We start from the raw sequence: 26,451 nt of genomic DNA on the forward strand, positions 1-26,451 counted from the left end.
CGGGGGTGGGCAAATACAGTTAATTCCCTAAATACGTATTGCAATACGCCTAGATGAAAGTGCATTGTTAAAACAGTTGGAAATATAGATAACCCGTGTCCCCCAATTGGCACATTGCACCTATAAGGGGAAAACAGCCATGACAGCTAAGACAGCCATGACTCTGACCGAAACAGCGACCACATTGCCTCGTGGTCCTCAGAGGGAAGGTCTCTACCACCCGTCGAACGAACACGATGCGTGTGGCGTGGCCTTTGTTGCCGACATTTACGGTCGCCAGACCCATGACATTGTGGAAAAGGGCATTCAGGCACTGGTCAATCTCGACCACCGCGGTGCCGCCGGTGCAGAGAAGACCACCGGCGACGGTGCCGGCATTCTCATTCAGGTTCCGGATGCCTACTACCGCGCTGAGCTGAGCAAGGAAGGCGTTATTTTGCCGCCGGCGGGAACCTACGCCACTGGTATCGCCTTCCTGCCGCAGGCGCGGATGGCTACTCTCGATGCCATTCGGGCTATTGAAGACATCTGCGCTGAAGAGGGCATCGAGATCCTGGCATGGCGCGATGTACCAATCGACGCTGAAGGGCTCGGCCAGATGGCCCGTCAGGCTATGCCAGTGCTCCGTCAGCTCTTCGTTACCGCGAAGAACTACGAGGGGCGCCAGCTCAGCGATATTGATCTCGACCGCAAGATGTTCTTCCTGCGTAAGCGCTGCGAGCGTGAGCTGGGCGAACGGGGCGCCGGCGAGGGCTCTGGCGGCGACACCGTGTACTTCCCGTCGCTGTCCAGCCGCACAATTGTCTACAAGGGTATGCTCACTACCCCGCAGCTGAAGGATTTCTACCTTGACCTGCAGCAGAAGGAAGTTACTTCCGCGCTGGCCATCGTGCACTCGCGCTTTTCCACGAACACTTTCCCGTCCTGGCCGCTGGCACACCCGTACCGCTACGTCGCTCACAATGGTGAGATCAACACCGTGCGCGGCAACGAAAACTGGATGCGCGCCCGCGAGTCGCTGATTCGCTCTGGCAAGCTGGGCAATATCGACCGCGCGCTGCCGGTGTGCGACCCCAACGGTTCTGACACTGCGCGTTTCGACGAGGCCCTGGAGCTCCTGCATCTCGGTGGTCGCAGTCTCCCGCATGCGGTCATGATGATGGTTCCGCAGGCCTGGGAGCACGATGACAACCTCAGCCCGCAGGTTCGCGCGTTCTACGAGTACCACGCCTGCCTGATGGAGCCGTGGGACGGCCCCGCCGCTATCTGCTTTACCGACGGCCAGGTCATCGGTGCCACCTTGGATCGCAATGGCCTGCGGCCGGGACGCATTTGGGTGACTGACGAGGGCCTGGTGGTGATGGCCTCCGAAGCTGGTGTCTTGGATATCCCGCCGGAGCAGATTGTGCAGCGCACGCGCGTACAGCCGGGGCGTATGTTCCTGGTGGACATGAAGGCCGGTCGCATTATTGAGGACAAGGAGATTAAGTCCACGCTGGCCGCCACTGGGCCCTACGAGGAATGGATCAAAGAAGGCCTGGTCGACATCGCCGATTTGCCACGAGAGCGCTACCAGTACATGCCGCATGCCCGCGCGGTGTTACGACAGCGCGTCTTCGGCATCACCGAAGAAGACGTTGACCTAATCATCCGCCCGATGGCACTCACCGGCGCGGAGGGCCTGGGTTCGATGGGCTCGGACACGCCGATTGCGGCGCTGTCCAACCGACCTCGCATGCTGTTCGACTTCTTCTCGCAGCGGTTTGCACAGGTGACCAACCCGCCGCTGGACTCGCTGCGCGAAAAGTCCATCACCAGCATGAATACGTTGCTGGGGGCAGAGACCAACATCTTGGAGCCCACTGCCGATGCCGCCCGTCGTATCCGGCTAGAGCATCCAATCCTGGACAACCACGACTTTGTCACCCTGTGTCAGGCGGGCAAGAACGAGGAGTACTCCGAGTTCCGCGCCGAGGTCATCTCCGGCCTGTACCCGGTCGCCCGCGGTGGCCGTGGCCTGCGCAACGCTATTCGTCGTGTCCGCCGTGAGGTCTCCGAGGCCATTGACCGCGGTGCTCGACTGATTGTGCTGTCTGACCGTGAGTCCAACGAGCGCTTTGCGCCCATCCCGTCGCTGCTGCTGACCTCCGCGGTCCACCACCACCTGGTGGAGGAGCGCACTCGCACGCGCGCCAGCCTCATCATTGAGGCTGGCGACGCCCGCGAGGTGCACCACATGGCCATGCTGCTGGGCTTTGGTGCCGATGCCATTAATCCGTACATGGCTTTCGAAACCATCGATGAGCTGCGCATGAAGGATCAGCTTGGTGATCTGACGCTGGATCAGGCCTGCTCGAACTACTGCAAGGCCGCCTCTAAGGGCGTGCTGAAGGTCATGTCCAAGATGGGTATCGCCTCACTGCAGTCCTACCGTGGCGCTCAGCTGGCCGACACCGTCGGTCTGTCGCAGGAGTTCCTGGACGAGTACTTCACCGGAGCTGTTTCTCCGCTGGAAGGTATCGGTCTCGATGAGGTCGCAGAAGATGTTGCGGCTCGTCACCGCAGCGCATTCCTGCCGCGTCCGGAAGAGCAGGCCCACCGCGAGCTGGATCTCGGCGGCGAGTACAAGTGGCGTCGCGAAGGCGAGTACCACCTGTTCAACCCGGAGACCATCTACACACTGCAGCATGCCACCCGCACTGGTCAGTACGCGGTCTTCCGCGACTACACCAACAAGGTCGATGAGCAGACCAAGCAGCTGGCAACTCTGCGCGGCATGCTCGAGTTCGCCTCGGACCGCGAGCCAATCGACATTGATGAGGTCGAACCGGTCTCCAGCATCGTCAAGCGTTTCTCCACCGGCGCGATGAGCTACGGCTCCATCTCTGCGGAGGCACATGAGACGCTGGCCATCGCTATGAATCGCCTGGGTGCGATGTCCAACTCCGGCGAGGGCGGCGAAGATCCAGACCGCTTCGAAATGGAGGCCAACGGCGACTGGAAGCGCTCTGCCATCAAGCAGGTCGCATCGGGCCGCTTCGGTGTGACCAGCCACTACCTGTCCAACTGCACCGACATCCAGATCAAGATGGCCCAGGGCGCAAAGCCCGGGGAAGGTGGCCAGCTGCCACCGAACAAGGTCTACCCGTGGATCGCGGAAGTCCGCATCACCACCCCGGGCGTGGGTCTGATCTCGCCGCCACCGCACCACGACATCTACTCAATCGAGGATTTGGCGCAGCTCATTTACGACCTCAAGAACGCCAATCCGCGCGCCCGCATTCACGTCAAGCTCGTCTCCGAGCAGGGCGTGGGTACCGTCGCCGCTGGCGTGTCGAAGGCGCATGCCGACGTCGTGCTGATCTCCGGCCACGATGGCGGCACTGGTGCCTCGCCACTGACCAGTCTCAAGCATGCTGGCGGTCCGTGGGAGCTGGGGCTCGCTGAAACCCAGCAGACCCTGATGCTCAACGGGCTGCGCGACCGCATCCGCGTGCAGTGCGATGGCCAGCTCAAGACCGGTCGTGATGTCGTGGTCGCGATGTTGCTGGGCGCTGAGGAGTTTGGTTTTGCCACCGCTCCGCTGGTGGTTGAGGGCTGCATCATGATGCGCGTCTGCCACCTGGACACCTGCCCAGTCGGTATTGCCACCCAGAATCCGAAGTTGCGGAGCAAGTTCACCGGCCGTGCCGAGCACGTGGTCAACTTCTTCACCTTCATCGCCCAGCAGGTCCGTGAATACCTCGCTGAGCTGGGATTCCGTACCATCGATGAAGCGGTCGGACATGCCGAGTGCCTGCGTCTGCGCAAGGATCTGGGCAACCTTCCGCGCGTCGCAAAGCTTGACCTGGAGCGAATCCTGCACGTTGCCGAGAGCCCCTTCTTTGCGGACCAGGATTCCTACTGCACGAAGGCGCAGGACCACGGGCTCGAGGGTGCGTTGGACGAGCGCCTCATCGATGAAGCGCAGCCAGCGCTGCGTACGGCGCGCGCGAATGGGCTGGCGCCGACACCGGTATCGCTGCACCACGCCATCAGCAATGTGAACCGTTCCGTGGGCACGCGCCTGGGGTACGAAGTCACCAAGGTCGCAGGTAAGCAGGGGCTTGCCGACGACTCCATCGTCGTCAACCTGCTCGGTTCCGCCGGTAACTCGCTGGGCGCGTTCCTGCCGGCCGGTGTGACCATCAAGCTGGAGGGCGATGCCAACGACTTCGTCGGCAAGGGCCTGTGCGGCGGCAAGATTGTGGTCCGACCTTCACGTTCGGCCCCGCCGACCGCGGATGTGGCTACCGACACCATTGCCGGCAACGTCATTGGTTTCGGCGCCACCAGCGGTGAAATCTTCGTTCGCGGCACTGTCGGTGAGCGCTTCTGCGTGCGTAACTCCGGTGCTACGGCCGTGGTCGAGGGCATCGGTAATCACGGTTGTGAGTACATGACCGGTGGCCGCGTCGTAGTGGCGGGCCCGGTCGGTCACAACTTCGGCGCCGGTATGAGTGGCGGTATCGCTTACCTGCTGGATAACGAGGCGACGCGGGCGAACATCAACACCGAGTTGGTCGATATTGTGCCGCTCGATGATGAGGACATCAGCTGGTTGGAGGCCACGCTGTCGAAGCACCGCAAGCTCACGGGTTCTAAGACTCGGTTCCCGGCTGCACAGTTCATCAAAATCATGCCGCGTGATTACGCCCGAATTCTCGACGTAGTCGCGAAGGCAAAGGACAACGACGCTGACATCAACGAGGCAATCATGGAGGCAGTAACCAATGGCTGATCCGAAGGGTTTCATGAAATTCCAGCGCGAAGAGCCTGCTCATCGCCCGGTTCCGCTGCGTCTGATGGACTGGAAAGAGGTCTATGAGGAGGCTAGCAACGAGCAGGTGCAACAGCAGGCGACCCGCTGTATGGACTGTGGCGTGCCGTTTTGTCACTCGGCCTGCCCGCTGGGCAACATCATTCCGGAGTGGAATGACCTGGTTCGTCAGAACCGCTGGCACGAGGCTTTCGAGCGCTTGCACGCCACCAACAACTTCCCCGAGTGGACCGGTCGCCTGTGCCCGGCTCCGTGCGAGGGCGGTTGTGTGCTCGGCATCAACGACGATGCCGTGACCATTAAGAACATCGAGCTGGCCATCGTTGAACGCGGCTTCGATGAGGGCTGGGTTCAGCCAATTGTGCCGACTTTCGACACCGGCCAGCACATCGCTGTCATCGGCTCCGGGCCAGCGGGCCTTGCTGCAGCACAGCAGCTGACTCGCGCCGGGCATGATGTCACGGTCTTCGAGCGCGACGACAAGATTGGTGGTCTGATGCGCTACGGCGTGCCGGACTACAAGATGGAGCAGCGTTTCCTCGACCGTCGTCTCGAGCAGATGGAGATCGAGGGTACCGAGTTCCGCACCAACGTCTCACCGACAGCCGCTGACCTGGCAGAATTTGACGCAGTGGTTCTAGCTACTGGCGCGTCGCTGGCCCGCGACCTGCCCGTCGATGGCCGTGATCTGGAGGGTATTCACCAGGCTATGGAGTACCTGCCGGGAGCAAACCGCGTTGCCGCAGGCGAGCTCGACATCCCGCCGATTGATGCCAAAGGTAAGAAGGTTGTCGTCATCGGTGGTGGCGACACCGGCATTGACTGCTTCGGTACCGCGCTGCGCCAGGGAGCGGCGTCCGTCACGCAGTTCGATATTCGCCCCCGTGCACCGAAGTCCCGTGCGGCGTCGACTCCGTGGCCGATGTACCCGCTGGTCTGGCGCGTGGCGACTGCTCACGAAGAAGGTGAGTACACCATCACCGGTTCCGAACCGCCAGAGGTTACCGAGGCGCTCGGCCTTAACGCTCGCGTCACCGGCGAGACCCTGGGCAAGCGCGTCTTCAACGTCAACACCGTCTCCTTCCACGGCGAGGACGGTCACGTGACCGGCCTGTCCGCCAACGAGGTCGAGGTCATCGATGGCAAGCGTGTGCCTATGGAGGATACGGATTTCGAACTCGATGCCGACCTAGTTCTCATCGCGCTGGGCTTCTCCGGTCCGGAGCGCGGTGGTCTGTCGCATGAGCTGGGGATTCAGTTCAACGATCGCGGTGTGATGATGCGTGACGACGACTACCTCGCCGTGCGCAGCGACATCGAGCAGAACTTCGACGGTCCGGTGTTCGTGGCCGGTGACAATGGCCGCGGGGCCAGTTTGATTGTGTGGGCTATCGCCGAAGGTCGCGCCTGCGCCGAGGCCGTGGACCAGTACTTGATGGGCGAGTCCAATCTGCCGCGCGCTGTCGAGCCGGAGGATGCTCCAATTAAGTTGTAAACCCTGGTTTAGTTCACCACTATGTTGCCGCGTGCCCCCATTTCGGCATGCACCATCTGGTGGTCGACAAAGCGGTACGTGCCAGGCTCCGGGAATTCGGCCTCAACATAACCACCCTGCGCGGCACCGAGGTCAAGGGCTTGGGCACCGCCCACGCCGTCGTCAAGCAAAAGCGCGCCCTCCTTGTACACGCGATGGAACTGCGTGCCGACGATATGGAAGCTCGTGCCCTTGTTGGGGCCGGCGGCAAGTACCCAGAAACGTACCGTCTCACCTGCGCGAATGCGAATTGGGTGGGTGAGATACTGGTCGGGGTAGCCGTTGAACTTGTAGATATCGGGGTCCTCGGCCATGGTCTTGTCGGCGTCGGGGCCGTCCTCGCCCCAGTAGCTTTCCGACTGCACCAGAAGAACCTCGTGGTCAACATCAGTGAGATTCGGTGGGTCGATGATGACGGCACCGTGCATACCGGCAGCGATGTGCATGGACATGGGCATGGTTGCGCAGTGGTACATCCAGATGCCCGCGCGGTCAGCACGGAAGCGGTACTCAAGCTTCTCACCAGGGGCGATGTCGCGCATTGGCTCGTCCGGCGAAACAATGCCGGCGTGAAAGTCGATGGAGTGACTCATGGTGCCGTCATTAATGAGCGTGACGACGAACTCGTCGCCCACCTTGCCGCGCAAAGTTGGCCCCAGCGGTTTGCCGTTGAATACCCAATGCTGCTGCTCGACGCCAGGGGCAGCGTAGCCGGTGAACTCGCTGGCTCGCAGCGTGACGTGGTGAACCGTGGCGTCCTCGGCGGGCGTCAACATTGGATTGATGGTGGGGGAATCCGGGCCGGGTAGCTCGCCGACATTCCCGAGTGCGCCTGGCGTTGCGAGGTCGGAGTGGCTGCTGTTCCCAGTGTGGTGTGAATGATTCGAACCACCTGCATTGACCGTGAGCGTCATGCCCATCTGGCGGTGGCCAGCAATGGTGCACCAACCGTCAATGTCGCCAGGGACGACCGGCACTTCGATGGTGGCGGAGTCGCCGGGGGAGACTCGGCCGGTGTCCTCGCCGGTGGCCAAGCGCAGATCGTGGACTTGGGAATCCGCGTTGACCATGGTGATGACCAGGCGGTCGCCGGGGTTCGCCTCAATGACGTTCGGGGTATAGGTCATATCGTTGGCAGTAACCGTGACCTCGACGGTTTCTCCGGTGGGCGCAACATCACCGGTGGTTTCCATGCTGCTCGTACCACCACCGCTACCGCTCAGCGCAACGCCGACGGATACTACCAGGCCTAATACAGCCAGAGCAGCGGTAGTTTGAGCACCGAGACGACGCGCGGTTGCTTGCAGCTCGACCGGCTTCGGCGATGCTTCCTTGTTAGCTCGTGCCTTCTGGCGTTCCTTCAGCGCACCAATCTGTGCCTTTGCGGCCCGGCCGACAAGTGGCAGATAAGACACCAAGGCAAGGGAGACCATTGCGGAGACCGCCACTTTGGTCCAGGAAGGCAGCGGCATTAGCCACAGTGCCAGACCAATATTGATGGTCGACCAGCGGAATGCGCCCGCGCGGTCAAGTTCCTTCATACCGGCAGAGACTGGACCAGCACCTCCGCCGATGGTTGCGGGCAGGAGTTGGCTCATCATGCCGATAAGCAACTGAGCGCCGAAACCGATTACCAGCGGCAGCGTGAGGGTTGAGATTACGAAGCCGTCGTCAAGCGCCTTGACTGTGGCGACTGCGAGTGTGCCGATTAGCCATACGATGGCGGCCGCGACAGACAGCGCCGGGTAGCTGAGACGGTCGCGCGGGTCTTTAGCGACAGTCATGACGTTGTGTGCCCACGGGATGGCGGCTATGACCCAGCCGATAGTGATAATGCCAAGGCCGACCGAGGCGATCCAGTTGAAGCTGGTCAGTGCACCGATCGCGGTAACTGCGATACCTATGAGCTGTACTGCTAGTGCCAGCTTCGGGCGGGAATGCGGCGACATCTGGGTTCGCCACAGCGCTGGGAACATGGTGATGAGCGTGCCGCAGGCCGCGAGCCCGAGGAAGCCAATGAGGTTGACGGCTTCGTGTGCCAATAGGAGGTCGTCGTGAAGCGCTTTGCCCTTCGGAGATGCGAGGATGGCGCCGAGTGCAGCGCCGATGGGCAGTAGGCATGCCGACGCGACGTAGTGCGCAACGGAGATGGCGAATGGCCGATCGCGCTTCGCTACCAGGTCGCGTCCGAGGGAAATCGCATGCCATGCGACGGCGACGCCGATGACCGCCGCGCCGACGGTGGTCACTGGCCACCAGTCACCGAGCTTGCCGACGACCGTTGCGACAATACCTACGTTGAGCAGGTAAATATTTGCCAACTGAATCTTCCGATTGCCAACGGGCACGTCGATTTTCAGTAGCTTTTCGGTGAAGTGGCGGCCCCAGATGAGGATGGAGTTGGTGACGGCGCCGAGGGTAAAGAGATGCACCAACAGCCAACGGCCATCGGTGACGAAAGGGTGAATGAGTGCTGCCACAATGATGGAGGCGAACCACCAGCGCACTGGCATACCGGCCTTGCGATGCCAGGACATGCGGCGCTTCTTGCCAGGCTTAGTAGGCGGTTTGGTTGTGGGGGATTGGGGTTCTGGTGTGGCGTGCGACGACATATATCAATAATACGCATACTGGGTGCGCATTTAATATGGGCGCATGTAAGAGTGCTTTTATTTGGTCGGGTCTTCGCCGTTTTTGTGGGCCTGCCAGAACTGTGTGGTCTTCTGTGTCTGACCCATCCGGTTTTGAATCAGCATCAGGGCAGCAAGGAAGGGCTTCCGGGTGATGAAAGCGCGTGCCCGACGCATTGATGATGTGCTCACGGGGAAGTGTAACCCTTTTGTCAAAAACGATTGTTTGAGTATTCACGCAAATACTTCCTTGAATAAATATCTCAATAAAGAGGTGATTGTGCATTAATTGCAATCGTCAGGAAGTGGTTACGTTAGAAGCTAGTTTGTACAGCTAGTTAGATGAATGTAAACAGATTGAAGCTTCAGTAAACAGTTGGTGAAACGTTGTTTTACCAGGGAGAATGATGAGTGGTAAAGGTGGCTTTTTGGCTACCCGAACGATGGGGTAGCCCTTTGTAGTAGGGGGCTGTAAATGTAGTTCATATCGCATAGTATGCCAAGCCTGTGGAACGCATTGTGCGTAAGAAAATTTAACCAGCAGTAAAAGGCATAAGAATGTTTATCCGAGACTGGAAGCAGCTCGCCTGGTGCATATTTGACGTACTCGCCTGGCTGATTGCGCTGTCCGCCGCTAACGGAATCGTCCGCGGTGAATTGGTATCTTTCTCTGAAATATCAGGCACTAATTTTTTGGTTGTCGCTGTCACCGTGGCCGTCATCGTCCTGCTCGGCCTGCTGCTCGGGGAGTACACCAACCCGCAACGCGTATGGCCCGGCAGTCGAACTGAAGATATTGTTCTGCTGAGCATCAGCATGGGCGGCGCTACCGCAGCCACTGGGTTGGCTCAAATCCTGAAGACCTTCCCGGAAATTGCGTGGTACGTTCCGTTCGCCGGTGGCTGTGTCGCAACTTTGGCAAGTATCTATACCCGCACTCTCGCTCGCTGGATTACCAACAACTTTGGCTCCCGTCAGACGGATGATCGCTTGATTGTTCTCGGTGCAGGCCGTCGCGCCAAGTTCTTTATTAACAGTCTTACGGATTCCGGTATCTCCCGTGAGAACCGCTTCCACCTGGTTGGAATCGTCGATCCCAAAGAAAGCAGCGAGAGCCATATTTCTCGTATCCATGGTCTCCGCGTGATTCGTGGAATTGATCAGCTGGGTGAGCTCGCATCGCGCACTTCGGCGCAGTCGGTCATCATTGCTGCTGATGAGCCACTGTCCACTGAGTGCATCAACGTCCTCAACCACATTTGTGAGGAATCGTCCCTGCGCCTGCTCATTCTGCCGCCGGTGGAAGAGTACTCGCGCCACCGTGGTGCTGTCGCTACCTCGCAGGTGCGCGAAATTAACATCGCCGACCTCATTGGCCGTCAGCCTCTGCACCTGGATGAATCCAAGGTCGCTTCCATAATCCGCGGTAAGAAGGTGCTGGTCACCGGCGCTGGAGGTTCTATCGGTTCCGAAATCTGCCGACAGGTTCACCGCTTTGAGCCGGCAGAACTGATCATGCTGGATCGCGATGAGGGCGGCTTGCATGCCACGCAGCTGTCGCTGACGGGTTCGGCGCTTCTCGACGGCTCCGATACCGTCCTGGCTGATATCCGTGACGCGGAAATGCTGACGCAGATCTTCACCGAGCGCAAGCCCGATGTTGTCTACCATGCTGCAGCTCTCAAGCACCTGCCGCTGCTGGAGAGCTATCCCGCAGAAGCAGTGCAAACCAATGTCATCGGAACTCAGAACGTCCTGGATGCAGCGGCTGCGGCCAACGTTTCAACCGTTATTAATATTTCCACGGACAAGGCTGCGAACCCGGCCTCGATTCTGGGTGAATCCAAGCGCGCTGCGGAACGTCTGACTGCGCACATGGGGAAAACTCACGAAGGTGTCTGGGCATCTGTCCGCTTCGGTAACGTGTTTGGCTCGCGCGGCTCGGTCATTACGACTTTCCAGCGTCAGATTGAAGAGGGCGGCCCGGTGACGGTGACGCATCCTGACGTTCAGCGCTACTTCATGACCATTCCGGAGGCATCGCAGCTGGTGCTGCAGGCTACCGTTATTGCAGAATCCGGTGAGACTCTGGTGCTGGAGATGGGTAAGCCGGTCAAGATTGCTGAGCTGGCGGAGAACCTGATCAGGCTCCATGACGCAGACGTAGAGATTGTCTACACGGGTCTTCGTGACGGTGAGAAGATCTCCGAGGATTTGGTTGATGACCGCGAGGTTCCCAAGATCGGTGATCGTCATCCGCTAATCACTGAGGTACGTGTTGAGCCGGAACGGCTGAATTCGCGGATTCTCCCGTGCACACATAATCACGATGCTGCACGTCGTTGGCTTGCAGAGCACGGTGGGGCGCAAAGCAGTATTGAGGCGCATCCCACCGGTGCACAATCACTTGCAACCGTTAGTGCGAAAGCAAAAAAGTTAGGATGACTCCCCACCGTGACAACTACCAGCTCCTCTAACTCCGGGCAGCTGGCGCAAAGAGTTCGAACAGTTGCGACGATTTCGGCAGCTTCAGCGCTCGCCGCAGTCGTCGCCTTTGTGGTCAGTATTCTTTCCGCGCGAGTGCTGGGGCCCGCCGGTCGAGGCGAGGTCGCTACCGTTTTGCAGTTCGCCTATATTGTGGCGCCATTCGTCGGCTTTGGGGCCGATCGGCTTTTGCTGCGCCGCGATGATTACGACCACGGTCTCATTCCGAGTGGTTACGCCATGACCGTGGTCGCTCTGATTGCCTGCGCCATCGCAGGAGTCGTCTACGGACCGTGGACGGCAATGGCCGGCGTCGTCGCCTTGGTTACCGTGTCATTTTCCATGGTTCGTGCGATGGCTATCAGCCGCCATCGAGTGTCCTTCTTCGTCGCAGTATTCGTCGGCTTCCAGGGCTCAGTACTGCTGATTAGCGCTGCACTATATGTCGCCGGAGTCGAAGACTGGCGCTGGTGGGCTGCGGCCTATATCTTCCCGGCACTGCCACTGGCAATCTGGTCGCTAGCGAAGTCACGCAAACACACCGATTCTCGTGTTGGCGGAGTGGTAGAGACGGCTCGAACAAATGCCCCATTCATCGCATCGGGGCTGGGGCCGCTGACGACGACACGCTTGGGGCGCGTTTTACTGCCGGCGCTGGCCTCGCCGGCGTCGTTAGGTCTTTTCGTAGTCGTGGCGACGGCGACGGAACCGCTGTATTGGATCGCGCAGTCAGTCGCCGATCAGCGCACCAGCGACCAGAGGGGGCGCGAACTCACCCCGTCTCGTGTGCTCCGACACCTTGGCATAGTCACTGCAGCGTACGGCGCGCTTGGTGCGCTCGGTGGTATGGCACTCTACTTCCTCATCGTGCCGGTATTCGGCCATGAGTTTGAGCCTGCTCGGGAGTTGGTGCTGCCACTGACTATCGCGGCCGTGGTGCTCGGCTGCTACCGACACCTGTGCGGTGAAATTCTCGGCAGCGACAATCCCCGTCGAATTGGCCGAGTGGAGCTCATTTCCGCCGTTATCGCTGTCATTTGTTACCCGATTGGCATTCTTCTCGGAGACGCCCTCGGTCTCGCGTGGACCAGCGCAGTTGTCTACTTTGCAGCAGCCGTTGTTGCCGCAGTGGCGTTGATGCAGCCGAGCAGAGGCCCGAAAAATCCATCAACCACCAACGAAGAACTTCCCGTCGACGTAATCGAGGAAAGCTAAACAATGCGAATCACTTATATCCACCAGCACTTTGTTCTCCCCGGTGAGCCGGGTGGTTCCCGACCCTACGAGTTTGCCCGCCGAATGGCCGCTGCAGGCCACGAGGTGACAATGATCTGTGGTCGCGATGAGGCCATGGATAAAACGGTCGATGGCATCCACGTGCGTCGTTTAGCGATTCCGTACCGCAATGAAATGTCGAAGCGCGAGCGCATCGTCAGTTTCTTCAACTTCCTGGTGCGCGCCTCCGCGGTTGCTGCCCGTGTGCCTGCCGACGTGATTTACGCGTCCTCGACTCCGCTGACTGTGGCGGTTCCGGGAATTGTGGCGAAGTTTACCCAGCGTGCGCCGTTGGTGGCGGAGATCCGTGACCTGTGGCCAGAGGTGCCAATCAAGTTGGGCTACCTCAATAATCCGGTGGCGATTTTCCTGGCCAAGCAACTGGAGAAGGCATTTTATGCGGCATCGAGCGAGGTCGTGGCGCTGTCGCCGTCGATGGCCGATGGCGTCAAAGAGGTAGCTCCGAAGAAGTGCGTGACTGTCATTCCGAATGCGTCGGACTTTGAGCGTTTTGATGTCCCGGTCGAGCAGCGTGCAGCTTTCCGTAAGGAGCAGGGCTGGGGCGATGACGTGGTGGCGGTCTACGCTGGTGGTTTTGGCATGTCCTACCAGCTGGAGTGGCTTGTGGATTTGGCGGCGCAGCTGCGTCGTGATGGCGTGGAGAATGTGCGCTTTGTCCTGCTGGGGCAGGGAAGCGACTCGGATGCGTTGTACCAGCGCGCTGAGAACGCTGGCCTCGATGCCGATGCGATGTTCCTCGGCCGTCAGCCGAAGGAAGATGTCGCCAAGTACGTGTCTGCCGCCGATATCGCGCTATCGCCGCTGCGTGATGACCCCTGCCTGGAGGGCAATTCCCTGAACAAGGTCTTCGATGCCATGGCCGCATCGCGTCCGGTGGTGTTCAACCACGGTGGCTGGCTGGAGGAAGCCGCAACCGAGCACGATGCCGGCTGGCGTCTCTCGCGCGATATTCCGACTGCGGCCAAGCGATTCGCTGAGATCATCTCCGACCGCGATGAGATGCGCGCAGCGGGACAGCGAAACCGCGAACTGGGTGAGAAGCGTTTTGCTCGTGACAGCCTGTACTCCCAGCTCATCGAGGTACTCAACCGCGTCCGAAAGGTGCAGAAGTAATGACTAACGCTGACGCTAACAAGCCCAATGAGCGGATCTTTCTTTCGCTCGCGACAGTCACCGAAGCAGAAGAACAGGCTGTCGTTCGCGCACTCCACTCTGGTTGGGTGGCTCCGTTGGGACCCGAGGTAGACGCGTTTGAAGCGGAGATTGCCAAGCGCTGCGGTGTTGAGCACGCGCTCGCGCTGTCTTCCGGCACCGCTGGCCTGCACTTGGCGCTGCTCGCGCTGGGGATCGGTGAAGGTGACTACATTCCGGTTTCCACCATGACCTTCGCGGCCACGACCAACGCCATCGCTTACGTTGGCGCTACGCCGGTGTTTGTCGATGCGGCAGAGGACGGAAACATCGACCCTGAGCTGCTGCTCCGCACCGTCGATGAGCTGCTCACCGAGGGCAAGAGCGTTCCCGCCGTGATGATTGTGGACCTCTTTGGCCGCTGCGCCGATTACCCGGCCTTCGCGCCACGCCTGGAAGAACTCGGCATCGCGCTCATCGAGGACGCCGCCGAGGCGCTCGGTGCCAGTGTCGATGGTCAGCCGGCCGGCAGTTTCGGCCGTGCCGCCGCGCTGTCTTTCAACGGCAACAAAATCATGACCACCTCCGGCGGTGGCATGCTGCTGTCCGATGATGCCGATCTCATCGCTCGCGCGCGCTACCTGTCCACCCAGGCGCGTCAGCCCGTCGCTTGGTACGAACACACCGAAATCGGCTACAACTACCGACTTTCCAATCTCCTTGCCGCACTGGGGCGGGCGCAGCACTCGCGTCTGGACGGCATGATTGCTCGCCGCCGCCAGATTCGCGATGCGTACATCGATCTGCTCGCCTCGCTTGACGACGATGCCCCTGGTAAAGGTACCCGCTTGCTCTCTGACTCCGACGAGCGTTTCACCGAGAACTGCTGGCTGACCTCAATTGTGCTGCCGCAGGAGGCCGTCGATAAGGGCGTGCTGACCCCGGACAGCGTGATTGCAGCACTTGGTGAGGCCAGCATTGAGGCTCGTCACCTGTGGAAGCCGATGCACCTGCAGCCGGTATACGAGGACGCACGAGCCAGCATCAACGGCACCGCTGAGAATCTTTTCTCCCGTGGCATTACTCTTCCTAGTGGTCCGGCGCTGGATGATGATGACGTCGCGCGGGTGATAGGTGTTTTGAAGGAAGTGCTGGGATGACTTCTACAGAGGTAGCAGGAGAAACTGTAAAACAGCGAAAACCAATACTGCAGTCGCTGTTTATTGTGGTGGCCGCGGGAATGTTTGCTGGTGTCCTCTACGTTGGCGACACGACGATGAAGGACGTCTCTTCGGCGCTTCCTAATCTCTCTCTTGCATTGCCGATTTTGGTAATCGTTGCAATCCTTACAGCCATCGGCACCCCAGAAGCGCAGCGCCAGAGTTGGCTGAATGCGATGAAAGGCGCTGGCAATGTAAAGCAGTGGCCGATGGCCGTGTGGGCATTAGTGGCTTTCTATGCCTGGTTGTTCTGGATGATGCTGTCCGGACTGTGGGCCCCCGAAGCTGCCGAAGTTGCTCCTGTCGTTACTGCGTTGATAACGCTTGGGCTCATCGCCACGATGTCAGCAATACTGTTCTATTTGCATCCTCAGGCACTGGTATGGCTGTGGTTAGCAGTAGCCATTTGCTCGCTTATTTTTCTCTACGGTGGCATTACTGGTCCGAAATATGTCGGGCGCATGACGGCGTTCGGCGGTGGACCGAATGTCTTTGCCCGTTTCATGCTGTACGGCATCGCGGCAGCTGTGTTTTTCATGCTGTGGCGTAAGTTCATGTGGGCAGTTCTCTTGTTTGCTGCACCATTTGCTTACGGTCTCGTTGCGTCGGGAAGCCGCGGTGTACTGGTTGCTACCACCATGGTAGTCCTCTTTACCGCAATAGCTGTGTTTTTTCACTGGGGTTGGAAGTGGGCGACTGTTTTTTACGTCGCAGTCGCCGCAGCGGTCGCGTATGGATACTCGCGGTTCATCGCAGGTACCGAGATTGAAGAATACTTTAAGACGCGCTTTATCCAGTTGACCTTCGAAAAAGAACATGATTCCGGACGCGGTTATCTCCATGATGAAGCTTTCCGAATCATGGGTGAACACCGCATCTTTGGTGGAGGCCTGCATAGCTTCGTTGTGCTGTCGACACCGAGGTCTTCACGTCCACTGGAGCATCCGCACAATATCTTCTACACAGTCGGGTCTGAAGCGGGTGTCATAGGTATCGGCCTGTTTGTGATTGTGCTGGTTGTGCTGGCAATCGCCTGTCGCCACCTATTCAAGTTTCTTCAAGCTGGTCTGACCGCAGCTGTGGCGTTAGCGGTTCTTGTGGCACAGGTTTTTTCCGGCTACTACTACGATTCCCGTTCGCTATGGCTATTTGGCTTTGCAGCAGCATTTACAATGCTGAGCCTACGGCGCAAGGACGCAGCATCGGCAGAACCAGAGCTGGATGAGCAGCCGCAACCAGAACCCGCAGCCGAGCCCGAACCAGTCATGGTCACCGATACCGCGGGGCCGGTTGTGCCGGAGCCGGAGCCAGCGGTGGCCGTCGTCAAGCAAAGTGCGCCTGACAACAAGAATGACAACAGGAAGCTGCGCGTTGCGGCAGCGTCGTTTGCCGCGGCCGGTGTAGTGGGTGCGGTTGGTTGGCTGGTCAGGAACCGTTCTAATGCGGAAGTCGATGCGCGTGCCGAAAATATTCTGCGCGAAATGTTCAACGAAAAGTAGGAGATGACCAATGGATTCACCGAGCATCCGCGCGCAACGCGTAATTAAGCGTGGCGTCGACATCGCGGCATCTGCAGCAGGTCTGATTGTGCTGTCGCCAGTTATGGGCGCTACGGCGCTGGCAGTGCGACTTTCCATGGGGAAGCCAGTCCTATTCCGCCAGGAACGCCCGGGCCAGGATGGTGAGCCGTTTAATATCCTCAAGTTTCGGACGATGCACCACGTCAATCCGGCAAAGGGGCTTGTCGACGATGCGTCCCGCCTCACCGAGGTGGGAAAATTCCTGCGTTCGACAAGCTTGGACGAGCTCCCGGAGCTCTTTAACGTCCTGCGTGGAGACATGAGCCTCGTTGGCCCACGTCCGCTGCGCATGAAGTACCTAGAGCGCTATTCGCCGCGCCAAGCACGCCGCCATGAGGTGCCACCGGGGATTACGGGGCTTGCCCAGGTCTCGGGCCGCAATGGCATCACCTGGGAAGAACGTTTCGAGTACGACGTGCAGTACGTGGATAATTGGTCGCTACTGCTCGATGCAAAGATTCTGCTTGACACGATCTTGGTGGTGCTCAAGCGTGAAGGGATCTCGGAAGAGGGGCAAGTGACTATGACCGAGTTCACCGGTTCGTCGGAGAAGGACGTCTCGGCTAGCGCAGGTTCTTAATCACACTTGCAGGAACACCGGCGACAACGGTGTAGTCATCGACATCGCTAGTAACTGCGGCTCCGGATCCGATGTACGCTCCCTCGCCAACGGTGAGGCCGGGGTTGATTACGGAGTTGGCGCCTAGGGTGCAGGCTTCGCCAAGCGTGACAAAGCCCGACACGGCATTGAGCGGGAAGATTGTGCAGTAGTCCCGCAGCACCGCATCGTGGCCAATCGTGACATTCATATTGATTTGGGCGTGCTTGCCTACCTCAATATTGCAGGTCAGGCGCGCTCCGGGGCAGATGACGGTGCCCTCGCCGAGCGTGACCAGCGCGCCGATGCTGGTGTCTGGGTGGACCAGAGTCGCAGGCACGAGCCCTTCGGTATCTGCGCGTTGCGCAATCGAACGTCGAGCTGCGCCGCTGCCGATTGCGACTGTGTAGTAGACCCCCTCGGGCAAGTCCGCGAGGATTTCGGTTTTGCCCAAGAGTTGCACGCCCATTTTGTGGAAAAAGGTCATATCTGGGGTGCCATCATCAATAATGCCTAGGATTTCCCACTGCGGTGGTAGGCCGTTGGCTGCTGCGTAGTCGTTGATGTCCTTGATGAAGCTGACCACGTTTCGGCCAAAACCACCAGCGCCGACGATGACAATCTTTTCGGTCGTCGTGTTGTTAATCCACTGCTTTGGCATGAGTGTCATTATCCCACTGATAGCCGTATTTAGCCGGAGTGCGTGACTGCGAATTCACCTACCACCAGTAGGTGGGATACCGAAGGCCGCGCAGTCGATTTGCGAGGATGCCAAGCACCACGATCATGATTGACGAAGCGAAAATGAAGCCTATGAAGCGGAAGTCGTTGGCAAGCCCATGGCCGTGTGGCATCAGCACGGTGACCATAGCGGTAGCGGTGGCAGGGGAGTGAGCCGCGCGAGCAAGAAGCATGAGCGCGAAGGCAACGCCGGCGGCAACCGCTGCAGCAATGATGGTCGAACCCAACATGTGCAGAGTTGCGATGCCAGTCGTGCAGCCGATGAGGTGTCCGACCACGACATTTCGTGGCTGAGCCAGGGGTAAGTTCGGTGCGCCGACGATAAGTGCCATGGCAGCGCCAATAGGAGGCAAAAATAGCAGGTCAGAGACAGAAGTTGAGATGAGTGCCAGGGTCATCAGCGGCAGGCTCACGGCTACCGAGGCGGCGATAACATGGCGCAGCGGCGGGCGGGGTGGCGCTTCGCTGGCGATTCGGGGCCACTTCGGAGACCGTGAATTAGACATGAGAACGATGTTAGGGTGTGCAGCCTCATCTGCGTCGCGGTTCGAGGTTTTTATTGAAATAGAAGTTTAAATGGGGTGGCGCCCAGGTCTCCCAAGCCTCCAAACCCGAACCAGACCCGAACCAACCCCCGACCATTTTCACCGGATATGACACACTTAAGGGCATGGAGCCTATCGATGTCGCAATCCGGGATGAGTCCATCCGTCTCGGGCAATTCCTGAAGTTGGCAAACCTGGTGGAAACGGGCGGTCTGGCCAAGGAACTCATTGCCGAGGGCCAGGTCAGCGTGAACGGTGAGGTCGACACTCGCCGTGGCAAGGTGCTGCGTCCAGGGGACGTCGTCTCTGTTGCCGGTATGTCGGCACGCGTGGCCACCGCCGATGAAGTCGATGATGACTACTTTGATGAGGCCACCGCCGACGATGACTTTGATCCTGAAAAGTGGAGGAACTTGTAACTCATGCCCGCATTTCCCGCCGAATTTGGCATGCCCCTGCGCGTAGATTTGCTCTCCGCCGCACCGCGTAAGACCGAGCGCTTCTACCGCGGCGTTCTTGGGTGGGCTTATCGCAATACCGCGCCAATCCATGAGGATGCCCGCGAGGCATCCGCTGGTCGCCGCGTTGCCATGCTGTCCGGAATGCCGGTGTCGGTGCTGCTTGAGGCCGATAAGGACGCTGAGGATGCCTTCGTCAACCAGTGGCGCGTGAATTTCCATGTCGACTCCGCCGCTGGTGCCGTCGAGAAGGCGCGTGAGCTCGGCGCCGAGGTCTTCCAGGAACCGACCCCGCTTGTCGACGGATCCACGATGGCCGTCGTTTCCGACCCCGCCGGTGGCCTCATTGGACTTTTGGAACAGCCGGGTGAGCAGGCCTTCATTGCAGCGGGCGAGCCCGGCACCCCGGTGTGGTTCGAGCTGGTCGCAGGCCCAGAGGAGACCTTTGAGCAGGTCGCGGACTTCTACCACAACTTCTTTGGCTGGGAAATCGCAGTGCGCAACAAGAACGAGCACGGCACTTTCGCAGTTGCGATGGAAGACGGGGCGCCGTTCGCTGGCTTGGTAGCCAGCTCGGTTGCTGCACAGACCGATGCGGCAGATAAGAGCTTCGTTGGCTGGCTGGCCTACCTTGGCGTGGAGAACATCGACACCGCTGTCGCCAAGGCTGAGGAACTGGGCGGTTCCGTGCTCGTTGCCCCGCAGGCCACCGAGTTCGGCCCGCTGGCAACTGTGCAGGATCCGTGTGGTGCGGCAGTTGTACTCTGCGAGGTGCCGCTGCCACCGGAGGAGGACATCCGCGAGTCCGACCCGCTGGAAGGCATTGACCTCAGCCAGTTCCAGTAGGAGCTAGAGCTCTTCTTCGTCGTCCTCAGGGTCCTGTTTTCCGGTGTAGTTAACGTGTAAAGGATCGTCTTCGTTTTTGGGTGGTTTGCTTACGCACTCGCGAATGCCATCAATGTGTTCGCTAAGGCTATCGGTAATCGGGGCCCACATCGGGTCGAGAATGAAATCTATCCCAGATCTGCGGGCATGTTTGGCTGCAGGGACGAAATCACTGTCGCCCGAAATCATGATGATTTGATTTACATGTCGTTGTTCAGCAAGAGAAGCGATGTCGAGACCGATTCGCATGTCCACTCCTTTCTGAGAAATATCAAGGGTGAAATCATTTTCGGTCAGCTGTGAAACATCGATAGTGCCACGGCAAAGCTTCTTGAGCGGAGCCTCTTTTAGGGTGTACCCACCTTGAGTTTCAAGAGGCTCTCCTCTTCTAATCGCAACCTTTCGTTTTTTAGCCAATGCAGCGAAGAAGTCATTGGTCCAGGTAAAAAGTTCACTTTTACCAAGGTTGACTTGCTGCTGGAGCAATGGGTGATAAACAACCCGCTGTGACGGTGGGCAGTCGTAGTAAAAGATTCGGTACAGTCCAGCGCGCGATTCACGTATATGGCGATGGCAGTACTTGACCAGTTCATCAGCGCGATCCTCTGCGGTCTTATGACCAAACAGTGTTGCCGCACGTTTGCGGTAAAAGCCACCATCAACAAGCACTGCTGTAGTGATCTCGCGTAAAGGCACAGCTCGCGCAGCACTATATCTGTTTCTACTCATATTTCTTGGCCCTCCCCCTATGAGTAATCCCAGTCATCGGCGCTCTCCTTATCGGCGGAGGGTCAACGGCTGGGATTGATAGCAACCACTTTAATTGCGCTTCGTAATCGAGTCAATGCCTACAACCCCAGCTCCGCCCGCACTGCAGTCACAAACTCGCTGGTAGTCGCGGTGCCGCCGAGGTCTGGCGTCGGCGCGGTGCACTTGGCGGCGAAGACGGCCTCGCGCAGCTTGGCTGCGGGCGCAAGTTCCGAGGTCGGATGCCCAAGGTGCTCCGCGCACATTGCCGCAGAGAGCAAAAACGCAGCCGGGTTGGCGATGCCGCGCCCGGCAATGTCCGGTGCCGAACCGTGCACCGGCTCGAAAACCGCAAAGTCGTCGCCAACATTCGCCGATGCCGCCAGCCCCAGCCCGCCAATCAAACCGGCACCGATGTCACTGAGAATGTCGCCGATGAGGTTTTCCGCGATGATGACATCAAAGCGCGCCGGGTCGGTCACCAGCTGCATTGCCACGGCATCCGCATTGGCAAAATCGAATGCGACCTGCGAATACTCCTCCGCCACTTCTTCAACTGCCCCGCGAATCACACGCGCAGAGTCCCGCAGGATATTCGGCTTGTCCGCCACCGTCACCGTCGGCGTGGCCTCCGAATCGGGGTTTGCCGCCTGGCGCGCGAGAGCCAACTTGGCCGCCTGTCGCGCAAGGCGGTGCCACGCAAAGGACGTCGTCACGCGCAAAGAAATCGCAACGTCGCCACGCTTATCGACGGCGCGAGCCACCGTCGAGTCCTCCGCCACCTCTGCCCACAGGTGGTGGTGCGGGGAGTCGGTCGGGGTGTCGTAAGGCGGGAGGAGATAGTCGTGACTGTAGAGACCCTCGGTGTTTTCGCGGACAATGGTGAAGTCGACAGCCGCGCCGGGCAGGGTGACCGGGCGGATGTTGGCGAAGAGGTCGAGGCGCTGGCGCAGCTGGAGAACAGGGGAGCGGTAGGTCAGGCCGGTATCGCGCAGATGCGGTGCTAGTTCTTCCTCAGCCTCGCGAGCGGGCTTGGAGGTAATCGCCGCGAGCAGAGCGGCGTCGCTGCGTCCGAGTGTTTCCCAAGTTTCCTGCGGGACGGGATTGCCGTGCGCGCACCACTGGGACCAGCCAATTTGTGCCTCTGTCAGCTCCCAGTGCGGGAAGACATCGGCGATGAGTCCTCGGCAGGCATCGGTGATTTCGGGGCCGATGCCGTCGCCGGGCAGGAGTGTGATGCGGCGCGGTGCCGCTTCTAAAGCAGTCGCAGGCTGGTCGGTTTCCATGGCTCTTAGCCTAGGACTGCGACGCCTGCGCGTGTGCGGTTTGGCTACTTTGCGAAAGTAACCGGGATCTCGGTGATGTCCTCGAAGCCCTCGCTGTGGTCACCGAAGAGCTTCAGCACGCAGTCCTGCTGGGTGCAGTCCACGGCCTCGCCGGTGGGGACGACGCTGAGCTCGAAGTGTGCGGTGTTGTCGTCGGCGATGGTGGTGGTGCCGCCGGACTTCTTGGTAATCCACTGCTGCGACTGGGTGCCGGCACTGCGGTCACCGGTGCAGTCCGGGACGGGGTTGCCTGGAGCCTTCTCGGCGGCGCAGAGTGCGGCGTAGTAGCCGTAGTCGGGGTCGAGACCAGACAGGTCGACGGAGATGACATCGCCCTCGGAGAGGTCGTTGACCGGCTCGGCCTCCATGGTTACTTCGCCGGCGCTGGCGTCGGTGTCGGTTTCTTGATCTGCAGCCGAGCTGGTGGTTTCCGAGGCGTTGGCAGCATCCTGCGCGGCATCGGACGCGTCATCTGCGCCACAGGCGGCGAGAAGTGGAAGTGCGGCGACGGCCGGAATAGCCAGGAAAGCCGCGCGACGCTGGAGTGTACGAGTAGTCATAGGAGGTAACGTCCTTCCGAAAAACTGTAGAAATTACTATCTTTATTTAAGGGTAGGCTAACCTAGAACTAAAAGATAGCCTAAGATTCTTTGGGTGAGTAGAGCAAAGTCCTTTCTAAGCTCTTTGTTACTAGTGTTAGTCGTTATTTAGTCATTCTTTTTGTCGTCTATCTCCGTGCAGCGTCAGCTCACAGAGGGGGAATATGTTCACCGTGCCTGCCTGTCGCGTTCGCAGTCTTGCCGGAACACTGCTGAGTGTTGTCCTAGTCGCAGGACTAGTCGCCTGTGGTTCCGATGATGCCGCGAGGGAGGGGGCATCGTCGTCAAGCGCTGGCGTGACGACGGTTCCGCGCGCCGACAACATTTCCGCTCACGGTGCCGCGCATGCGAACCTGCCTTCGGAAAACCCCGAAGTGCTGCTGAAAGACCCGAAACCGGCGGCGGACAAGGACTACCAGCGTATTCTCACGCTTGACCGGGCGGGAGCACTCAGTCGTGCGGTCTACACGCTTGGCCTCGGAGACCGTCTGGTGGGGCGCGACTCCACCTCCGATTTCCCGGCGGTAAAGGATTTGCCGAACCTCACCATCGGCGGGCATGCAGTCAATGCTGAGTCGGTGATGAAGCTAAAGCCGGAGCTCATCATTACCGATGGCACGATTGGCCCTAGCCGTGTCTTCGACACGTTTGAAAAAGCGGGGATCACCGTCGTCCATGTGTCGGACGAGCGCACTCCCGAGACGATCAACACGCTTATCGACGAAGTCGCGGGCGCAGTCGGCCTGGCTGACCAAGTTGGCCCGGTGAAGGAGCACCTGGACAAGGAGCTGGCGGCTGCGACCGAGTACGCGCAGGCCAAGGCCGATGGCCGCAAGATGATGATTCTGTATGTGCGCGGAACCGGTGTGGCCATGATTGCGGGACCGGATTCTGGTGGGCGTTCTCTGATCACTCGTCTCGGCGGTGTTGATGCCGGTGAGGGCGTGGGTATTGAGGGTGCGTTCACGCCGATTACTCCGGAGTCCCTGATTGCTGCGGCTCCAGACACCATCCTGGTTATGTCTGGTGGCCTGGAGTCCGTCGGCGGGATTGAAGGCTTGAAGGAAATCCCGGGTATCGCACAGACCCCGGCGGGCCAGAATGAGTCCGTTGTGGACGTGCCCGATTCGCAGCTGCTGTCCTTTGACTCGCAGTCGCCGCGTGCGATTCGCGCCATTGCGGATGCTCTCTACGGTGCTGACAAGACTGCGGGGAAGTGACTGGCTGAGCAATGCAGACAACCGCGAACAAAACTAGTCCGTTCAGACAGGTGGCCGTTTTCATTGGACTCGCCCTAGCGCTGGTGCTGGCAATAGGTTGGTCGGCCTCCGTGGGGCAGTTCGGCGCCACCATCGGCGAATCACTGAGCTCAATGGTGAGGCTAGTGTTCAATGGCGGTCTCGGTGACACGCCAGAGCCCATCGATACTGTGCTGTGGCAAGTGCGATTGCCGCGCATCGCGCTGGCCTGCCTCGTTGGTGCGGGACTAGCCCTCGCGGGTGTGGCGCTGCAAGCGGTGTTCGGCAACCCGCTTGCCGAACCCGGCCTCATCGGCGTTTCCTCCGGCGCCGCCGTCGGTGCTGCCACCGCCACAGTTTTGGGCACCGCCGCCGGGCTTTTCGGAGTGCTCGGCGGAGTGTTGAGTGTCTTCGCCAGCAGCTGGGCCATTGCGGTCTCAGCTTTTATCGGTGGTGCGGTGGCCACGGCTATTGTGGCCGCCAATGCGCACGGTGGCCGCGATATCGCCCGAATCATTCTGGTCGGTGTGGCTGTGAACTCTATCTGCGGTGGTCTGGTGTCGCTCCTGACATTCGTAGCCTCCACGGCTGCCCGCGACCGCATTGTGTTCTGGCAGATGGGCTCGTTTGCCAGTGCCACCTGGACGCAGGTTGTCATTATTACGTTGGTGACAGTTCCGGCCGTGATTGCCATGTGGGTCAGCTACCGCAAGCTGGACATTCTGAGTCTTGGTGAAGCGCAAGCCCGCCACCTGGGTATTAACGTCGTCACGCTGCGTCGCGCCATCATTTTTGGCACGTCCCTGGTCGTGGCGGCTGGAGTGGCATTTTCCGGCATCATCGTCTTCATCGGCCTGGTCGTGCCGCACGCTGCACGACTGCTGCTGGGACCAGCGCATCGCACGCTGATTCCCGCATGCATCCTCGGCGGCGCGCTGGCCACAACGCTGGCCGACCTCGCGGCCCGCACCATGATCACCGGTGCGGACCTGCCGCTGGGAATGCTCACCTCGATTGTCGGTGGCCCACTGTTCTTCTGGCTGCTCCTGCGTTCGAAGAGGGCGGTGCACTAATGGAAATTCACTCTGGCCTGGGTATTTCTGCCGAAAATGTCAGCATCACCCTGGGTGGTCACCGCATCCTCAACGATATTTCCGTGGTCGCCGAGCCCGGAAAAGTCACCGCGCTGGTCGGCCCGAATGGTGCTGGAAAGTCGACACTGCTCGCAGCGCTTTCTGGCGACCATGAGCTCAGCGGCGGCAACGTCCGGATTGGCGAGCACTCCATTGCCGAGCTCTCCATCGCCGACCTGGCCCGCTACCGCGCCGTCCTGGTACAGAGCCAAGAACTGTCCGTGCCATTCACCAGCCGTGAAGTCATCGACTTCGGACGCAACCCCTGGGGCTGCCCGAACGAGGAGCTGCTCGCGGAAGTGATCACTGAATGCGACGTCGCGCACCTCCTTGACCGGGAAGTCCCGACCCTCTCCGGCGGCGAGCGCGCCCGCGTCCACAGCGCCCGCGTGTTCTACCAGGACACTCCCGTCGTGCTTCTCGACGAACCGACCGCGGCCCTGGACCTCCACCACGCCGAAAAAATCATGGGAATGATGCGCGCCCGCGCGGCGGCGGGCAAAGCCGTGGTCGTGGTCCTGCACGATTTGTCCGCCGCAGCGGCGTATGCCGATCACGTTGTGGTGGTGGCGCAGGGGCGCGTCGTAAAGCAAGGCCCGCCTGCGGAAACCCTGGATGCACAGACCGTCAGCGAAGTCTACGGCATCGGTGTGGAAGTGCTTCAGGACTCCGCGGGCAACCCCGTGCTGGTGCCTCAGCGTGCGGGCCACAATCTCTCACCCCAGTCTCCGAACCTCACAGAGAAAGAAGAAAATCATGGTTGAAAACACGATTAAAGAAGGTGACAAGCAGGCTGCTCAGCCCCTGGCAGAGCGACTCAAAGTGGAGACTGCGGGTGTCCACAGTGAAGCGGAAAACTCCGACTTCATGTCGAGACTGCTGGCGGGTGAACTGGACGCGCAGGCGGCCATCGATTTAACTGGTCAGCTCTACTTTGTTTACGAAGCGTTGGAGCAGGCAGTGCGGTCCACTGCGGAGTCGCCGCAGGTCAGCGCGGTCTACGATGCGCAGCTGGAGCGCCTGGAGGCTCTGGAGGCCGACCTTGAGCATTTGGTGGGGCCTGGATGGCGGGAAAAGATCTCGCCTGTGGAGGCGACAAAGAACTACGTGGCCGAGCTTCGTGAAATCGAAAGCAACGGCAACGCCAACGCCGCATTGGCGCACCATTACGTTCGCTACTTGGGTGATCTTTCTGGTGGTCAGGTAATTGCGTCCATGCTGGCCAAGCACTACGGCATCGGTGCGGAGGGAACCCGATTCTATGACTTCTCCGCTATCGGAAAAATTAAGCCCTACCGCGACGGCTACCGACGGAGTCTGTCTGAGCTGGGCATTTCGGATGCCGATAAAGATGCCGTGGTCGACGAGGCGAAGAAGGCATTTCGTCTCAACCGAGCGATCTTCCATGACCTAGCTGGTGGTCTGGACGACGCAGTGGCGTAGGTTGCGGCGGAGGGCGCGGACTGGAGTGTTGCGACTGTGGCTGTG

Annotated in this window: 21 protein-coding genes; 14 read left to right on the forward strand and 7 right to left on the reverse strand. The window is 59.8% G+C overall.

Going from position 1 to position 26,451, the window contains the following annotated elements; translation table 11 throughout:
* The first annotated feature begins 157 nt into the window (after positions 1-157).
* Together gltB and HMPREF2878_RS00865 are read left to right on the forward strand one after the other, a co-directional pair.
* Positions 158-4,780, forward strand: coding sequence for a glutamate synthase large subunit (gene gltB / locus HMPREF2878_RS00860; protein ID WP_049193422.1), 4,623 nt, complete (start codon positions 158-160; stop codon positions 4,778-4,780).
* On the forward strand, positions 4,773-6,314 hold the full coding sequence (locus HMPREF2878_RS00865; protein ID WP_049193376.1) for a glutamate synthase subunit beta: 1,542 nt from the start codon (positions 4,773-4,775) through the stop codon (positions 6,312-6,314). The genes gltB and HMPREF2878_RS00865 overlap by 8 nt, the downstream gene beginning before the upstream one ends.
* Before the next feature lie 8 nt (positions 6,315-6,322).
* Here HMPREF2878_RS00865 and HMPREF2878_RS00870 read toward each other — a convergent pair whose 3' ends face one another.
* Both HMPREF2878_RS00870 and HMPREF2878_RS11240 read right to left on the reverse strand, forming a co-directional pair.
* Complete coding sequence (locus HMPREF2878_RS00870; RefSeq protein ID WP_070652685.1) at positions 6,323-8,890, reverse strand: multicopper oxidase domain-containing protein; 2,568 nt, start codon at positions 8,888-8,890, stop codon at positions 6,323-6,325.
* A 132-nt stretch (positions 8,891-9,022) separates the two neighbouring features.
* Complete coding sequence (locus HMPREF2878_RS11240; protein ID WP_161798520.1) at positions 9,023-9,175, reverse strand: hypothetical protein; 153 nt, start codon at positions 9,173-9,175, stop codon at positions 9,023-9,025.
* A 366-nt stretch (positions 9,176-9,541) separates the two neighbouring features.
* Between HMPREF2878_RS11240 and HMPREF2878_RS00875 the strand changes: the two genes are divergently transcribed.
* From HMPREF2878_RS00875 to HMPREF2878_RS00900, 6 genes are read left to right on the forward strand one after another with little or no spacing between them, the layout of a single operon-like run.
* A complete protein-coding gene (locus tag HMPREF2878_RS00875) occupies positions 9,542-11,428 on the forward strand; it encodes a polysaccharide biosynthesis protein (protein WP_070652686.1) in 1,887 nt (628 codons plus the stop codon).
* 9 nt (positions 11,429-11,437) lie between these two features.
* A complete protein-coding gene (locus HMPREF2878_RS00880; protein ID WP_049172530.1) occupies positions 11,438-12,682 on the forward strand; it encodes a lipopolysaccharide biosynthesis protein in 1,245 nt (414 codons plus the stop codon).
* A 3-nt stretch (positions 12,683-12,685) separates the two neighbouring features.
* On the forward strand, positions 12,686-13,876 hold the full coding sequence (locus tag HMPREF2878_RS00885) for a glycosyltransferase family 4 protein (RefSeq protein WP_049172528.1): 1,191 nt from the start codon (positions 12,686-12,688) through the stop codon (positions 13,874-13,876).
* Entirely contained in the window at positions 13,876-15,054 is a 1,179-nt protein-coding gene (locus HMPREF2878_RS00890; RefSeq protein WP_049172526.1) for a DegT/DnrJ/EryC1/StrS family aminotransferase, read from the forward strand. Before HMPREF2878_RS00885 ends, HMPREF2878_RS00890 begins: the two co-directional genes overlap by 1 nt.
* Entirely contained in the window at positions 15,051-16,613 is a 1,563-nt protein-coding gene (locus tag HMPREF2878_RS00895; protein ID WP_070652687.1) for an O-antigen ligase family protein, read from the forward strand. Before HMPREF2878_RS00890 ends, HMPREF2878_RS00895 begins: the two co-directional genes overlap by 4 nt.
* Before the next feature lie 10 nt (positions 16,614-16,623).
* Positions 16,624-17,274, forward strand: a complete 651-nt coding sequence (locus HMPREF2878_RS00900) for a sugar transferase (protein WP_049172523.1) — start codon at positions 16,624-16,626, stop codon at positions 17,272-17,274.
* On the opposite strand, the gene HMPREF2878_RS00905 is transcribed toward HMPREF2878_RS00900, so the two are convergent.
* Both HMPREF2878_RS00905 and HMPREF2878_RS00910 read right to left on the reverse strand, forming a co-directional pair.
* Positions 17,258-17,962, reverse strand: a complete 705-nt coding sequence (locus tag HMPREF2878_RS00905) for a NeuD/PglB/VioB family sugar acetyltransferase (RefSeq protein ID WP_246821876.1) — start codon at positions 17,960-17,962, stop codon at positions 17,258-17,260. The two genes, HMPREF2878_RS00900 and HMPREF2878_RS00905, sit on opposite strands and share 17 nt — an antisense overlap.
* Positions 17,963-18,011: 49 nt before the next feature.
* On the reverse strand, positions 18,012-18,539 hold the full coding sequence (locus HMPREF2878_RS00910) for an HPP family protein (RefSeq protein ID WP_049193366.1): 528 nt from the start codon (positions 18,537-18,539) through the stop codon (positions 18,012-18,014).
* 164 nt (positions 18,540-18,703) lie between these two features.
* On the opposite strand from HMPREF2878_RS00910, the gene HMPREF2878_RS00915 reads away from it, so the two are divergent.
* On the forward strand, positions 18,704-18,997 hold the full coding sequence (locus HMPREF2878_RS00915) for an RNA-binding S4 domain-containing protein (protein WP_005510922.1): 294 nt from the start codon (positions 18,704-18,706) through the stop codon (positions 18,995-18,997).
* A gap of 3 nt (positions 18,998-19,000) precedes the next feature.
* Entirely contained in the window at positions 19,001-19,882 is an 882-nt protein-coding gene (locus HMPREF2878_RS00920) for a VOC family protein (RefSeq protein WP_005510913.1), read from the forward strand.
* Positions 19,883-19,885: 3 nt separating this feature from the next.
* Here HMPREF2878_RS00920 and HMPREF2878_RS00925 read toward each other — a convergent pair whose 3' ends face one another.
* The 3 genes from HMPREF2878_RS00925 to HMPREF2878_RS00935 all read right to left on the reverse strand — a co-directional run bounded on the left by HMPREF2878_RS00925 (position 19,886) and on the right by HMPREF2878_RS00935 (position 22,553).
* Positions 19,886-20,650 (reverse strand): NYN domain-containing protein, encoded by a 765-nt coding sequence (locus HMPREF2878_RS00925; RefSeq protein ID WP_070652688.1) that lies wholly within the window; start codon positions 20,648-20,650, stop codon positions 19,886-19,888.
* A 119-nt stretch (positions 20,651-20,769) separates the two neighbouring features.
* Positions 20,770-21,954 (reverse strand): isocitrate/isopropylmalate dehydrogenase family protein, encoded by a 1,185-nt coding sequence (locus HMPREF2878_RS00930; RefSeq protein ID WP_070652689.1) that lies wholly within the window; start codon positions 21,952-21,954, stop codon positions 20,770-20,772.
* Between the two features lie 44 nt (positions 21,955-21,998).
* Positions 21,999-22,553, reverse strand: a complete 555-nt coding sequence (locus HMPREF2878_RS00935; protein WP_016421806.1) for a neocarzinostatin apoprotein domain-containing protein — start codon at positions 22,551-22,553, stop codon at positions 21,999-22,001.
* A 203-nt stretch (positions 22,554-22,756) separates the two neighbouring features.
* Between HMPREF2878_RS00935 and HMPREF2878_RS00940 the strand changes: the two genes are divergently transcribed.
* From HMPREF2878_RS00940 to HMPREF2878_RS00955, 4 genes are read left to right on the forward strand one after another with little or no spacing between them, the layout of a single operon-like run.
* The gene (locus tag HMPREF2878_RS00940) at positions 22,757-23,812 is read left to right on the forward strand and encodes a heme/hemin ABC transporter substrate-binding protein (RefSeq protein ID WP_070652690.1); all 1,056 of its coding nucleotides are present in this window, start codon (positions 22,757-22,759) and stop codon (positions 23,810-23,812) included.
* 11 nt (positions 23,813-23,823) lie between these two features.
* Positions 23,824-24,903 (forward strand): FecCD family ABC transporter permease, encoded by a 1,080-nt coding sequence (locus tag HMPREF2878_RS00945; protein ID WP_070652691.1) that lies wholly within the window; start codon positions 23,824-23,826, stop codon positions 24,901-24,903.
* Entirely contained in the window at positions 24,903-25,727 is an 825-nt protein-coding gene (locus tag HMPREF2878_RS00950; protein ID WP_083310794.1) for a heme ABC transporter ATP-binding protein, read from the forward strand. The genes HMPREF2878_RS00945 and HMPREF2878_RS00950 overlap by 1 nt, the downstream gene beginning before the upstream one ends.
* Positions 25,720-26,406: a biliverdin-producing heme oxygenase gene (locus HMPREF2878_RS00955; RefSeq protein ID WP_070652692.1), complete on the forward strand. Its 687-nt coding sequence runs from the start codon at positions 25,720-25,722 to the stop codon at positions 26,404-26,406. The genes HMPREF2878_RS00950 and HMPREF2878_RS00955 overlap by 8 nt, the downstream gene beginning before the upstream one ends.
* Positions 26,407-26,451 lie beyond the last annotated feature (45 nt).

Origin of the sequence: Corynebacterium sp. HMSC065H09 (assembly GCF_001812845.1) — a bacterium.
Classification (GTDB): domain Bacteria; phylum Actinomycetota; class Actinomycetes; order Mycobacteriales; family Mycobacteriaceae; genus Corynebacterium; species Corynebacterium jeikeium_D.